Genomic DNA, 14,635 nt, shown 5'->3' with positions numbered 1-14,635 from the left:
GCGACGCCTGCGCCGGTGCGCGGGCGAGGTTCGTTGCTGGCCAGGCACATCGGGTCCGGGATAGGCGAGGCGTTCGTGGCGACGCTGGTCGCCGTCGCGGTCACCGCGGTGGGGCTGGTCGCGTTCTCGATGGTGCAGTGGCCGGCGTTCAACTCCTCCAATGTGACTCGGGCGTTGACGACGGTGGGGCAGGTCGTCGCGGCCGTCTTCCTGGTCGCCGCGATCGCGTCGACGCGGACGCGGCGGGGCACGTGGTTCGCCCGGCCGTGGGTGGCGAAAGTGCTTTCCTGGGTTGGCATCTCGACCTTCGTCACGTGCACGCTCGGCATGCCGCTGGCGGCGACGAAGCTGTACCTGTTCGGCGTCTCGGTGGATCAGGAGTTCCGCACGGAGTACCTGACCCGGCTCACCGACTCCGCCGCGCTGCACGACATGACCTACGCGGACCTGCCGCCGTTCTATCCGGCGGGGTGGTTCTGGATCGGCGGACGCGTCGCCGACGTGCTGGGCATGGCAGGCTGGGAGGCGTTCAAGCCGTACGCGATCGGATCGATCTCGGTGGCCGCGGTGATCGCACTTGTGCTGTGGTCCAAGCTGATTCGCGCGGACTGGGCGATCGCGGTGGCCGCGTCGGTCACCGCGCTCACGGTCGCGTACTCCTCGCCGGAGGCCTACAGCTCGGTGATCGTGCTGCTGCTGCCGCCCGCGTTGGTGCTCGGGTGGGGCGCGCTGCACCGGCCGCACGAGGGTGGGCGCGGGACCGCCGGAGGCTGGGGTGCCGTGCTCGGCACGGGACTGTTCCTCGGTGTGGCCGCGACCTTCTACACGCTGTACTTCGGCGTCGCGGCGTTCGCCGTCGGATTGATGGGGCTGGTGGCGGCCGGGCTCGCGGTGCGCGAACGGTACGCGGCCGCTCATCCGCGGCTCGGCGACACCGCCGAGGACTCCGGTCCCGCGTGGCGGGCGGCGATTTCCCCGTTGGCTCGACTGGTGGTGATCGGTGTGATCGCCGGGCTGGTGGCCTTGATCGTCTGGCTGCCAATTCTGCTGAAGGCGCTGCACGGGGTGCCCTCGCGGTCCGGTTCCGCATTCCACTACCTGCCGGAGTCCGGAGCCGAGTTGCCGCTCCCGATGGCGGAGTTCTCGCTGCCCGGGGCGCTGTGCCTGGTCGGTCTGGTCTGGCTCGTGGTGCGCGCGGCCTCCTCGCGGCGCGCTCAGGCGCTCGGCATCGGCGTAGCGGCGATCTATCTGTGGACGCTGCTGTCGATGGCGGCGACCGCCGCCGGGACCACGCTGCTGTCGTTCCGGCTGGAACCGGTGCTGCTCGTGCTGCTCGGCGCGGCGGGCGCGTTCGGGTTCGTCGAGGGCGCGCGGGCCATCTACCAGGCGATCGGCGAGCCGAGCCGGTTCCGCCTCGCGGCCGTGGCGGTCGCGATCGCGGGCGCGCTCGCGTTCACCCAGAACATCCCGCACATTCTGGCTCCGGAGATCACCACCGCGTACACCGACACCGACGGGAACGGGGTCCGCGCGGACCAGCGCGCCCCGTCGGCGGTGGCGCACTACGGCGCGGTGGACGCTGCGCTCACCGCGCAGACCGGACGGCCGCGCTCGGACACGGTGGTCCTCACCGCGGACACCAGCTTCCTGTCCTTCTACCCCTACTACGGTTTCCAGGCCCTCACCTCGCACTACGCCAATCCGCTCGCGGACTTCGCGGGACGGGCCGCGACCATCGAGGGCTGGAGCAAGCTGAAGACGCCCGGCGCGCTGCTCGACGCGCTGGCGGCGAGCCCGTGGCGGGCCCCGGACGCCTTCCTGTTCCGCAACAGCGGCGACACCTACACGCTGCGCCTGGCCAGGGACGTCTACCCGAACGACCCGAACGTGCAGCGCTACACCGTCGCCTTCCCGAAGGATCTGTTCGCCGACCCGCGCTTCACCATCACCGACATCGGGCCGTTCACGCTGGTCACCCTCCGTCGGTAGCGCAGCTCACGAAACAGGGCGCGGTCGCGGCTCGAGCTGCGCCGCTGCCCTGTCCCGGCTCGGTCGACGCTTTCGTTGCCAGGCAAGGCACAGCCTGTTTGGGTAGCGTGGGCGGCTGAGTCAGCGCTAGTTGTAGGAGAAGTTCGCGGGTGGTACGGGCACAACAGGTCGATTCGGGCACGCAGGACGAGTTGGCGGTAGCGGTCGTCGGCGGGGAAACCACCGGGACCGGAGTGCTCACCAGGGGGACGGCTCGCAAGCGAAGACTGCCACGCTTGCGGGTCGACCGGATCGATGCGATCGTCGCCGTCGGTTATCTGGTCTCGGCCGTCGTCGTGCTGTCCGGCCAGTGGCGCAATACGCAGAGCGGGTACCTGATCAAGAGCGGTCAGGACCAGACGATGTGGGAGTGGTTCTTCGCGGTCACCGCGCACTCGGTGGCGCATCTGGAGAATCCGCTCGGCACCAATCTGCAGAACTTCCCGGCCGGGGTGAACATGATGGCCAACACGGCCATGTTCGGCGTCGGGGTGCCGCTGACCCCGATCACCCTGTTGTTCGGCCCGACCGTGACGTTCGTGCTCGTGCTGACGCTGGGCCTGGCCACCACGGCGCTGGCCTGGTACTGGCTGTTCTCCCGCGAGCTGGTCGAGTCGCGGACCGCGGCCGGAATCGGCGGGCTCTTCTGCGGTTTCGCGCCCGCGATGATCTCCCACGCCAACGCGCACCCCAACTTCGTTGTGCTGCTTCTACTTCCGATCATGGCCGGGCTACTGATCCGGATGGCTCGGCGAGCCGTTGCCCGCGGCGCGGACCGGCGTCGGCACATCCGCGACGCCGCCGTGCTGGGATTCCTTGTCGCGCTGCAGATCGCGCTCGGCGAGGAGCCGCTGCTGATCTTCGCGCTGTCGTTCGCACTGTTCGCGGCCGTGTACTACCTGCACACGCCGCGACTGGGGCTGCGCGTGCTGCGCGGGATCGCCCCGCCGGTCCTGCTGGCCGGCGTGATCGCCCTGGTGCTCACCGCGATACCGCTGTGGTGGCAGTTCTTCGGGCCGCAGAGTTACCGCTCCATCGACCACGGCCCGATGGGCAACGACCTGAAGGCGATTACGCAGTTCCCGTCCGAGTCGCTCGGCGGGATCTTCTCCCCCGGCCAGTACGTCGCCATCAACGAGACCGAGCAGAACGCCTACTTCGGCTGGCCGCTGCTGCTGGTGCTCGCCGCGGCCATCGTGCTGCTGCGGCGCGAACGCGTGGTGCGGGCCGCGGGCGTGGTGATCGTGGTGTTCGGCGTGCTCTCGCTCGGCGCGGTCGCCATGTTCGGCAAGCGCGACACCGGCATCGAATTGCCTTGGCGCTGGGCCGAACACGTCCCGCTGCTCAACACCGTGCTGGAGAGCAGGCTCACCATGGCCGCCATCCCGGCCATCGCCGCGATCCTGGCCCTGGCGACCCAGCGGGCGATCGGTTGGTGGCGGGAGTCCCCGGTCGACTGGCGCCCGCTCGCCTGGTTCGGCGCGCTGCTGTTCGCGCTCACGCCGCTGATTCCGACCGTCCTGCCGGTCGTCCAGCGGCCCGCGACGCCCGCGTTCTTCGCGGACGGAACGGTGCGCGACTACGTCGACGACGGCTCCGTGGTGCTGATTCCGCCGCCGCGGCCGATGGACGCGGGCGCGCTGCGCTGGCAGGCCGCCGCGGACTTCGAGTTCCCGCTCGCGGGCGGGTATTTCGTCGGACCGACCGGCACGCAGAAGAAGGGCATCTACGGCCCGGAGCTGCGTCCGACGACCGCGCTGCTGGTCCAGGCGCTGGAGACGGGCAAGGTGCCGCCGATCACCGACGAGGCGCGCGCCCAGATCCGCGACGACCTGAACTTCTGGCGGGCCGACGTGCTGGTGCTGCCCCCGATCAGCAACAGCGACACGCTGCGCACCACCGTGACGCAGCTGCTCGGCTTCGGCCCCAAGCCGGTCGACGGGGTGTGGGTCTGGGATGTTCGCGCGCTGAGATAGTGGTGATCACCGGTCGCGAACCATCGGGTGGCTAGCATCAACCCCCGTGCGACCGGACCGATCAACTCGAGCGTTCACCCGTTACCGCCTGATCGCCCTCGTCTCCGGGCTCCTCGGATTCGTGCTGGCGCTGCTGACACCGCTGCTGCCGGTGCGGCAGGACCGGGCGACGCTGGACTGGCCACAGGCCGGGCTCAGCAGCGTCGAGGCGCCGCTGGTGTCGTATCAGCCGCTGCGGCTGAGCGCGACGCTGCCGTGCTCGCTCGTGCAGGCGGTGGGACCGTCGGGCACGGTGATGTCGACCGCGCCGGTCTCGTCGGGCCAGGCGGCGACCAAGGGGCTGGTCGTCTCGGTCGCCGACGGAACGCTCTCCGTGGTGCTGCGAGACATTCCGCTGCTGTCCGCGCCCGTCGCGGAGATCAGCGCGGCGGGCTGTACGGCGCTCACCGTCGACTCGACGGCCGCCGCGACGACCACCGAGATCACCGGCGCGTCCCGGCAGGACGGAACGCCGTTCCGCAACACCGTGACCCGGGACATCCGGCCGCAGATGGTCGGCGTGTTCACCGATCTCGACGCCGGGCGGCTGACCGGAGCCCGGGTGCACGCCGACCTCGACTCGCGCTTCTCCTCCTCGCCGTCGGCGCTCAAGCTCGCCGCGATCGTCGCGGCCGTGGTGTGCACCGTGATCGCGCTGATCGCGCTGCACCTGCTCGACACCGGCGATCGGCGGCGGGCCCGCCGGTTCCTGCCCGCGCACTGGTGGCGGTTCACCGCGACCGACGCGGTGGTCCTCGGCACGCTGGGGCTGTGGCACTTCATCGGCGCCAACACCTCCGACGACGGCTACATCCTGAACATGGCGCGGGCCTCCGGGCACGCCGGGTACATGGCCAACTACTACCGCTGGTTCGGGGTGCCGGAGGCGCCGTTCGGCTGGTCGTACGAGGTGCTCGCCTGGATGACCCGGGTCACCGACGCCAGCCCCTGGATGCGGCTGCCCGCCCTGCTGGCCGGCGTGGTGTGCTGGCTGGTGATCAGCCGGGAAGTGTTGCCGCGCTTGGGCGCTCGCGTGCGGCGGAACAAGGTCGCGTTGTGGACGGCCGGGCTGGTGTTCCTCGCCTTCTGGCTGCCCTACGACAACGGCCTGCGGCCCGAGCCGCTGATCGCGGCGGGCGCGCTGCTCACCTGGTGCTCGATCGAGCGGGCCATCGCCACCGGGCGGCTGCTGCCGGCCGCCGTCGCGGTGTTGATCGCGGGATTCTCGCTGGCCGCCGGGCCGACCGGGCTGATCTGCATCGCGGCGCTGATCGCGGGATCGCGGCCGGTGCTCCAGATCATCATCAAGCGGGCGCGCGGGGTTGTTCCCGGGTACCGCGTCACTGAAAGAGGCGATTCAGCCGACGCGCCCGAGAACCGTGGCGCGGCAACAGGAAACGGTGCGCACGAACTCTACGGGGCTCGATCATCCTGGGCGACAAGAGCCTTCCGCTATCTCGCGCTGCTCGCGCCCGGCCTGTCCGCCGGAACCCTTGTGCTGGTAGTGGTTTTCGCCGATCAGACCCTGTCGACGGTGCTGGAGGCCACCCGGGTGCGCACCATCGTCGGGCCGAACGTGGCCTGGTTCGACGAACGCACCCGCTGGGACTCGCTGCTGATGCTCTCGCCGGACGGCTCGCTGGCGCGGCGGTTCGGCGTGCTGGTCATGCTGCTGTGCCTGCTGGTGTGCGTGCTGCAGGTGCTGCGCAAGGGGCGCATTCCCGGCACCTCGCGCGGGCCGTCGGTGCGCATTCTCGGCATCGTGTTCGCGTCGCTGATGCTGATGATGTTCACCCCGACCAAGTGGACCCACCACTTCGGCGTGTACGCGGGGCTGGCCGGATCGCTGGCCGCGCTGGCCGCGGTCGCGGTGGGCAGCGAGGGTATTCGGTCGCCGCGCAACAGGGCGTTGTTCGCGGCCGCGGTGCTCTTCCTGCTCGCGGTGACCTTCACCGGCTCGAACGGCTGGTGGTACGTGTCCAGCTACGGCGTGCCGTGGTGGGACAAGGCCCCGCTGGTCGCGGGCAAGGGCTTCTCGACGCTGTTCCTCGGGCTCAGCGGGCTCGCGCTGGTGGTCGCGGTGTGGCTGCACTATCGGGAGCCGTATCGCCGCGAGCGCGCGCCGAAGCGTTTCGATCGGTTCGCGACCGCGCCGCTGACCATCGCCGCGGCGATCCTCGTGCTGTTCGAGGTGGCCTCGCTGGCCAAGGCGGCGGTCGCGCAGTACCCCGCGTACTCGGTCGCCAAGTCGAATCTCCAGTCCTTGAAGGGAGATTCGTGTGCACTCGCCAACGAGGTGCTGGTGGAGACCGACACGTCGAAGTCGTTGCTGCTGCCGTACTCCGGCGCGCCCGCCGACGGATTGGCCGCCGAGAGTAAGGGATTCACGCCCGACGGCGTCGCGAGCGACCTCACCGCCGACGCGGACGAGACCGTGACCGGCGGCGCCAACTCCGTCGACTCCGACTCCAAGAACAAGACCACCAAGACCACCGGCGCGGGCACCGGCGGCGGAACGACCACGCGGATCGGCGTCAACGGCAGCAAGGTCGCCCTGCCGTTCGGCCTCGACCCGGCGACCACGCCGGTCATGGGCAGCTACCAGCAGGACGAGCAGCGCCAGGCCGCGCTGACCTCTCAGTGGTACCGCCTCGACCTGACCGCTGACATGCGCGACGACCCGGCCTACCAGGTGCTGGCGATCACCGCGGCGGGCCGCATCCGGCACGTGGACGCCGACGGCGTCGTCACCTACGGCCAGGAACTGCACGTGGAGTACGGCGTGCGGGAGGCGGACGGGTCGGTGCGCAAGCTCGGCACGGTCGACCCGATCGACATCGGGCCCGCGCCGTCCTGGCGCAACCTGCGGGTGCCGCTGAACCAGCTGCCCGCCGAGGTGAACGCGGTGCGCCTGGTCGCGGTGGACAACGACATCACCCCCAAGCAGTGGCTCGCGGTCACGCCGCCCCGGCTGCCCAGGCTGGCGACGCTGAACTCCGTTGTCGGTTCGGCGAATCCGGTGCTGCTCGACTGGCACGTCGGGCTCGCGTTCCCGTGCCAGCGCCCGTTCGACCATCACGACGGGGTCGCCGAGGCGCCCGCGTGGCGCATCCTGCCCGACCGCGTCGGCTCCGACGCGTCCAACGCCTGGCAGGACGATATCGGTGGCGGGCCGCTCGGCTGGACGGGGCTGCTGCTGAAGTCCGAGACCATCCCCAGTTACCTCGACCGCGACTGGTCGCGCGACTGGGGGTCGCTGGAGAAGTTCACCCCCTACGACCCGAAGGCGAAGCCGGCTGAGATCGGCGTCACCGTCGAGACCCGCAGTGGGTTGGCCGAGGACGATCCCATCCGGGTTCGCTAGGCGCGGTAGCCCTTCCGCAACACCGGACCGGCCGGTTCGGTGTTGCGGCGCCGCAAAGATGTTGTAAACAGACCGGTTGGACGGCAAAATCGCCGCGGGATCGCAGGACGAAACCCGCGAAAATCCGTAACCTGTGCACTATGACGTCGGCTTTCGATCACATGGATCTGCGCGACCTGGTCGGCCTGCTCACCCCCGATGAGCAACGCGAACTGCGCCCCGCGGTCCTCCGCGTACTCAACCGCCTCCCCTCCCAAGAGGTCCTCCGCCGCGAACTCGGTCTGCGCATGACACAGGTCTGAGCAACCCTCCCGTCACCGCGAAGGTACGGGCCGACCACCCCACCTCGCGCGGAGCGGAGTCGCCACGGCAATGGACAGGTCAAGCGAGTTCGCGAGCGATGGTCTTGATGCCATGACCGCCGCCCTCGATCACATGGACCTACCTTCGCTCGTCCGGCTGTTGACAGAGGACGAGCAGAAGGACCTCCGGCCGGTCGTCCTGCGCTTGATCGCCAGCCATGGTCGACCTACTGATCAGCACCCGACCATCCCGACACGACGTCTGTCTTTCACTGGAACAGTCGAAGCCGCACCGGATTTCGCCACTTCAGCCCGCATTGACGCTGTCAAGACCTAGCCGGGCCACAGTCGCAAATCGGTCATGCGCCGCTTATCCTGACGCCAGGTCACCGAACGCGATGTCGACCGGGATGGGTGAGTCCACTGTCAGGCGGCGGGTGTGCAGGCAGACGAGGTGGTATCGCCCTTCGGACAGGCGATACTCCTCGATCAGCTCGATGCCGTCGGCCGCTTCGGTCAGAAAAACTATGAGGTACACCGGAATACCCGCGGCGGCGTAGGCCGCCTTCTTCTCCACGGTGTCGGTGTGGAAGGAACTGTCGGGTGAAACCACCTCGACAACGAGCACCGTGTCACCCGCGTAGAGCTTCGCGTCATCATCGAGGCAGCGGTACACGATCACATCGGGTCTGCGCAGACTCAACGGAACGTCGCTGATGCGGACGTCGACATCGGTATCGACCATCAGGCACGGCTCCGGTTTGCGTCCGGCCTCCATGTGCGTGGCGATGCGGCGCGCCACCCGATTGTGCAAGCGTGACGGACTCTCACACTTCACGATGTGGCCGTCGACGACCTCGATCGTGCGGCAGAAGTCTTCTGGCAGAAGCTCATAGTCCCGCGCGCTGATCTGCTCCGGGATCCACCGGTACCAGTCGCTGGGTGCGCCGCTCGTCATGCCGTGAGCCTACCGGGCACCGATCCCGCTCGACCCGGATGTTTCCAGGTCGGCAGCGAATCAGGCAGCCACGAACGGGCGCAGGCCCGTTGAGCGAGTGCCTTGCTCAACGGGCCTGCGGTCGCGCGATGGGTGTCAGAACACGCGGAGTTGGCCGGGGGACCAGAGGCCGGAGCGGGTGGCGGTGCCGGTCTCCAGTTCGGCGGGGGTGGCGGTGCGGTCGTATTGGTCGTAGCGCTCCAGGGAGCCCCAGTCACGAGCCCAGTTGTCCTTGAGGTAGGTCGGGACGGTCACCGACTTCGCCAGCATCTGGGAGAAGCCGAGCAGGCCGCCGAACTCCTGGGCCTGCCAGGTGTTGGTGGAGCTGATGGCCAGCGGGCGGTCGGGCAGGATGCGGTAGCCGGGAACCTCGGCGACGCCGTTCTTGTGATAGAGCGGGCGCTGGCAGGGGAACTGGAGGCCGACCGCCCAGTCCTCGAGGACCGGCTGGTCGGGGCCGATGAAACTGTTGAGCGACTGCAACTTCGGCATGCGCGGCGGGGTGAACGCCAGCCACTGGTCACCGATGAGGATCGGGTCGTTGGCGACGATGCGCACCGCGTCGGCCTCCGGCGCGATCTCGTCGAGCGGGACGCGCAGGTTGCGCCAGGACGGGAACGGGCCGATGTCGCGCGGCAGATAGGTGCCGAGCTTCTCGACGCTGCCGTCGGGCAGCTTGCGGCCGTAGTCGACGGTGAGCGACTGGCCGTACTTGGTGTCGCCGGTGTCATCGACCGAGAGGATGCGCCCGGCCGCCGAGATCACCACGAGCGGGCTGTCCGCGGAGCGCGGCGCGAGCCCGTACCAGCTCGACGTGAGATGCGCGGGCTGCTGCACGTTGTTCTGGTAGCTGCCGAGGATCGGCGTGGTCGCCGGGTCGAGCCCGAACGGCAGCGCCACGGTGCTGCCGTTCACGCCGCGCGCGCCCTGACCGCCGCCGGTGCCCGCGCTCTGCCCCTCGGCGAACGCGGCGCCGACCGACTGGGTGGAGGTGTTGCCGGTGCCCGGCTTCACCTCGACGCTGTCGGCGGACAGGTCGTTCGGCACGCCGTTCGGGTCGAAGCCGACCGGGTCGACGCCGGCGAGCGGGTCGTTGGGGTCGGTGAGCGGATGGGCCGGATCGATGATCGGCTGCAGCGTGCCGCCGTTCGGATTCGGTTCCACCAGTACGTCGTTGGCGAGGCCGCAGGTGCTGCCGCCGAGCGCGTCGAAGTTCGAGCGGGCCAGCGAGTACGCGGGGTACTGCGAGACCGCGCCCTTGACCAGCGACGCCACCTCGAGCAGCACCATCAGCGCGGCGACGACGGTCAGCGGGATCGCGGCGAACTTGCGAATCCGCTTGCCGCGCGCCGACTTCGGCGAGGCCTCCGGCTTGGCGTAACCCTCGCGCAGCGAGTGCCAGGCGACCAGGGCGAGCGCGACGCCGAACAGGGCCAGCATCAGGGTGTTCGACTGGTAGCCGTGCAGCGAGACCCGCTTGTCGAACCACGGCACGCCGAAGCTGGACACGTACCAGTAGCCGTTGATGCCGGAGAACGCGAGCGCGAGCACGAACAACAACCCGGCCAGGAAGATCGCGCGGTTCTTCCTGGCGCGCAGGGCCGAGGCCGACACCGCGACCGCGGTCACCGCGGCCAGCGAGCCGGCGATGCCGGCGTACGCGCCGAAGTGGTGGGTCCACTTGGTCGGGTTGAACATCATGAAGAAGATGGTGCCGAACACGACGCCCATCAACCGCCAGCTCGGCCCGCTCGCGATGCCGGGCACCTGCCTGCGCCGCAACAGCACCAGCATGGTGGTGAACAGGCACAGCAGCATCACCAGGAACGCGAACCGGCGGGCGAGCGAACCGTCGACCGTCTCCACGAATAGGTAGTAGTAGCGCAGGTAGTCCTCGTACCAGGCGAGGTTCGGCCCGGTCACTTGCCGCACCCGGTTGGCCTCCTGGATGCCCGCGAAGGTCTGGTCGCTGTAGACGACGATCAACACCAGCAGCCCGGCCGCGGCGATCGGCGCGAGCAGCGGCAGCGTCGACCACCACTTCGACCCGGCCGAGCCGAACTGGCGTCGCCTGCGCACCACGATCCGCACCAGCGGGCGCACACCGGCGAGCAGCGCGGCCACACACATCAGGCCGGTCGGCGCGGCCGCCAGCGTGAACGCGGCGACCAGGACCGCGACGCCCGCGGGCAGCAGCCGCCCGGTCGCGATGGCTCGCTCGATCGAGACCCAGGTCAGCAGCGCGCCGAGCGCGACGATCGGCTCCGAACGCAGGCCGTTGTCGAACGGCATCCAGAACGCGAGGAACACCAGCCCGCCGGTCCACAGCGCGACCTTGCTGTGCCGCACACCCCGCCCGAGCCGGGGCACCACCTCGCGGCTGATCACCATCCAGCAGAGAATGGCGCAGGCCAGCGCGGGCAGGCGCACCCACGGGCTCGCGGTGGAGAACTCCGCGAACAGCTGGATCACGTAGTAGTACCAGCCGAACGGCGCCTCCGGCACGCCGTACCAGCGGAAGTAGTTGGCCATGTAGCCCGCGTGCGGCGCGACGCGCACCATGCTCAGGATGTAGCCGTCGTCGGAGGTGTTGGCGCCGACGAAATGCCACACCAGCAACGTGCCGATGACCGCGCCGTCCGCCCAGGTCGGCTTGAGCCAGTTCGACGGGAGAATCCGGCGGTGCCCGCGCCCGTCGCTGCCGTCGAGCCGGGCCAGCGCGGCGAGCGCGGCCAGGGTGCACAGCACCGCGGCGATCATCGCGATCAGCTTGATCGCGGTCGGGCTGGTGGAGAAGCGCGTGTCGATGGTCATGTGCAGGCCGAGTCCGGCGGGCGCCGCGCCCTTCAGCTCGGAGAACACCCCGACCACCTGCGGACGCAGGTCACCGTTCAGCGTGCCCTCGACCGGCACCTCGACCTGCTCCTCGGTCCCGGGCGCCGCGCCCTCGACCGGCTTGGTGATGGTGGTGGTCAGGCCCTTGAACTCCGCGTGCGTGCGGTCGTGGTCGGAGGTGAGCTCCAGCGACGAACAGCGGCCCATGTCCGAGCGCGGCGCGGACACCACGACGGCGTTGCGGTCGACGACGTCCACGCTGGTGTCCGACACCCGGATGAACAGGGCCTCGAGCGCGGCCCGGTCACCTTGCGGCGGCGCGGTGGCCAGCAGCATGCCGCCGCGCTCCGGCAGCTGCGCGACCGCGCTGCAGGGAATGCTGGCACTCAGGTCGATCGGGACCTGAGACATTAACGGGGCCTGCACATTGCCGAGCTGTCCGGTCTGCGGCCAGTTCAACTGCGCCGTCGTCTGCGTCACCGGCAGGAACGGGGTCGCCAAGGCGAACAGCGCGCCGAGCAATCCGGCGACCAGCGCGATTATTCGCGCGGTCCGGAAATCGGCCGTCGAGGCCGCTGGAACGGCGGGCGGTTTCGTCAGGACAGCAGTAGCGGCGTCGGGCACGATTGGCAATGCTAGCCGCCCCACCCCGTCACGTCTCTCCCCCGGCTGGTCCGCCTCTGCGCGTCATTAGGCCGACTGGGGGCGCGGTATGTTTCGGCGTCGCCCGGTGGATTAGTACCGAATCGCGGGCGGACGCGCCCGGCGAGTTACCGTGTTCTCGCGAGATCCGGCGTCGTTTGTAGATCATTTGAAATACGAATTGGATTGCGGCCCTGTGACCTGGCGAAATGTCATGGTTGCCCGAGTAACTCGTCGCTGGGATCCGTACTGCCCGCCGCCGACCCGCAGGGATAGTCGCGCCGCATCCTAAGACCGGCAAAAGGCGCGCGACGGCGGGCTGGCAAGGTGTGGGTATGACCAAGGTGAATCTCTCGACGAATTACGGACCGATCGTCCTGGAACTTGACGACCAGAAGGCGCCGAACACGGTGCAGAACTTCGTGGATTACGTCAACGCGGGCCACTACAACGGCACCATCTTCCACCGTGTCATTCCCGGCTTCATGATTCAGGGCGGCGGCTTCGAGCCCGGGATGCGGCAGAAGGGCGTGCAGTCGCCGATCGATAACGAGGCGAACAACGGCCTGAAGAACGACAAGTACACCGTGGCGATGGCGCGCACCAACGACCCGCACTCGGCGACCGCGCAGTTCTTCGTCAACGTCTCCGACAACGCCTTCCTGAACCACTCCGCGCCGACCCCGTCCGGCTGGGGCTACGCGGTGTTCGGCAAGGTGGTCGAGGGCACCGAGGTGGTCGACAAGATCGCCGCGGTGCGGACCGGCTCCGCGGGCGGGCACAAGGACGTGCCGGTCGACGACGTCGTCATCGAGTCCGCCAGCCTCGGCTGACGCTCGGGTGAATCGGGCCGCGCCGCAACGCCGATGCGGCCCGACTCCGGCTACAGCGGCAGCAGGTGGTGCTTGCGCGGATTGCGCGCGAGCGACTTGTCGCGCAGCAGCTGCAAAGCCTTGCGCAGCTCCAGGCGGGTGTCGGCGGGCTCGATGACCGCGTCGATGTAGCCGCGCTCGGCGGCCACCCACGGCGTCGCCATGGTGGCGTTGTAGAAGTCGATCATCTGCTGGCGCATGGCCGCCCGCTGCTCCTCCGGCGCGGCCTCGATCTGCTTGCCGCCGATGAGGCTCACCGCGCTCTCGGCGCCCATCACCGCGATGCGGGCGGTCGGCCAGGCCAGGTTCACGTCGGCGCCGAGCTGCTTGGAGCCCATCACCGCGTACCCGCCGCCGTACGACTTGCGAATGACCACGGTCACTTTCGGCACGGTCGCCTCCACGAAGGAGAACAGGAACCGGCCGCCACGCTTGATCACGCCGATCTTCTCCTGCTCGACGCCGGGCAGGAAGCCCGGGGTGTCGACGACGAAGATCAGCGGAATCTCGAACGCGTCGCACAGCCGCACGAAATGCGCCGCCTTATCCGACGCCCGCGCGTCCAGCGCGCCCGCGTAGACCATCGGCTGGTTCGCCACGACGCCGACGGAGCGGCCGTCGACGCGGGCGAAACCGGTGATGACATTGCGGCCGGCGCTGGCGCCGATCTCGTGGAAGCCGCCGTCGTCGAAGATGCGCAGCAGCACGTCGTGCATGTCGTAGGCGGCGTTGTCCGAGTCGGGCACAAGCGAATTCAGTTCCCGGTCGCTGTCGGTGACCGTCGGCTCGATGCCGGGATTCACGATCGGCGCCAGCTCCTGGCAGCTGGTCGGCAGGTAACTCAGGTAGTCGCGCACCCATGCGAACGCCGCCTGCTCGTCCGCGGCGACATGGTGGATGTTGCCGTACTCGGCCTGGCTCTGCGCGCCGCCGAGCTCCTCGAGGCTGACGTCTTCGCCGGTGACCTCGCGGATCACCTTGGGCCCGGTGACGAACATGTACGCCTCTTCGGTCGCCACCACGATGTCGGTGTTGATCGGGGCGTACACCGCACCGCCCGCGCACTTGCCGAGGATCATCGAGATCTGCGGCACCAGACCGGACAGCGGTTCCTGACGACGGCCGAGCTCGGCATACCAGGCCAGCGAGGTCACCGCCTCCTGCACCCGCGCGCCGCCGGAGTCGTTGATGCCGACCACCGGGCAGCCGACCTTGGCCGCGTACTCCATGATCCCGGCGACCTTGCGGCCGAACATCTCACCGACCGAGCCGCCGTAGACGGTCTGGTCGTGCGAGAAGACGGCCACCGGCCGCCCCTCGACCAGACCGTGCCCGGTGACCACGCCGTCGCCGTAGAGCGCGCTCGGATCGCCCGGCTTGCGCACCAGCGCACCGATTTCCACGAAGGTGCCCGGATCGAGCAGCATGTTGATCCGGTCGCGGGCGCTCGGGATCCCCTTCTTCGCCCGCTTCGCCACCCCCGCTTCGCCCGCCGGTTCCTGCGCGAGGTCCAGTCTCTTGCGCAGGTCGGCGAGCTTCTCGGCAGTCGTGGTCACTTCGCCCCTTTCGTCAGGTGCACC

The 14,635-nt window shown here is 69.3% G+C and carries 8 protein-coding genes; 5 read left to right on the top strand and 3 right to left on the bottom strand.

Annotated features, from left to right (window positions below; all coding sequences use genetic code 11):
• The first annotated feature begins 33 nt into the window (after positions 1 to 33).
• The 4 genes from ON39_RS00665 (at position 34) to ON39_RS49575 (ending at position 7,709) form a co-directional block, all read left to right on the top strand.
• Positions 34 to 1,989: a galactan 5-O-arabinofuranosyltransferase gene (locus ON39_RS00665; protein ID WP_255219220.1), complete on the top strand. Its 1,956-nt coding sequence runs from the start codon at positions 34 to 36 to the stop codon at positions 1,987 to 1,989.
• 191 nt (positions 1,990 to 2,180) lie between these two features.
• Positions 2,181 to 4,004: a putative glycosyltransferase family protein gene (locus tag ON39_RS00660; RefSeq protein ID WP_040729454.1), complete on the top strand. Its 1,824-nt coding sequence runs from the start codon at positions 2,181 to 2,183 to the stop codon at positions 4,002 to 4,004.
• A gap of 46 nt (positions 4,005 to 4,050) precedes the next feature.
• Entirely contained in the window at positions 4,051 to 7,407 is a 3,357-nt protein-coding gene (locus ON39_RS00655; protein ID WP_051186137.1) for an arabinosyltransferase domain-containing protein, read from the top strand.
• Positions 7,408 to 7,547: 140 nt separating this feature from the next.
• On the top strand, positions 7,548 to 7,709 hold the full coding sequence (locus tag ON39_RS49575; RefSeq protein ID WP_169335846.1) for a hypothetical protein: 162 nt from the start codon (positions 7,548 to 7,550) through the stop codon (positions 7,707 to 7,709).
• A gap of 370 nt (positions 7,710 to 8,079) precedes the next feature.
• On the opposite strand, the gene ON39_RS00645 is transcribed toward ON39_RS49575, so the two are convergent.
• The gene (locus ON39_RS00645) at positions 8,080 to 8,667 is read right to left on the bottom strand and encodes a Uma2 family endonuclease (protein ID WP_040729439.1); all 588 of its coding nucleotides are present in this window, start codon (positions 8,665 to 8,667) and stop codon (positions 8,080 to 8,082) included.
• Positions 8,668 to 8,802: 135 nt separating this feature from the next.
• A complete protein-coding gene (locus ON39_RS00640) occupies positions 8,803 to 12,165 on the bottom strand; it encodes an arabinosyltransferase domain-containing protein (protein WP_040729438.1) in 3,363 nt (1,120 codons plus the stop codon).
• 353 nt (positions 12,166 to 12,518) lie between these two features.
• On the opposite strand from ON39_RS00640, the gene ON39_RS00635 reads away from it, so the two are divergent.
• A complete protein-coding gene (locus ON39_RS00635) occupies positions 12,519 to 13,016 on the top strand; it encodes a peptidylprolyl isomerase (protein ID WP_040729436.1) in 498 nt (165 codons plus the stop codon).
• Positions 13,017 to 13,066: 50 nt separating this feature from the next.
• Here ON39_RS00635 and ON39_RS00630 read toward each other — a convergent pair whose 3' ends face one another.
• On the bottom strand, positions 13,067 to 14,611 hold the full coding sequence (locus tag ON39_RS00630; protein ID WP_040729434.1) for an acyl-CoA carboxylase subunit beta: 1,545 nt from the start codon (positions 14,609 to 14,611) through the stop codon (positions 13,067 to 13,069).
• Positions 14,612 to 14,635: the final 24 nt, after the last annotated feature.

This window comes from Nocardia tenerifensis NBRC 101015 (assembly GCF_000308715.1).
Classification (GTDB): Bacteria; Actinomycetota; Actinomycetes; order Mycobacteriales; family Mycobacteriaceae; genus Nocardia; species Nocardia tenerifensis.
This window is presented reverse-complemented; position numbering and strand designations above follow the sequence as displayed.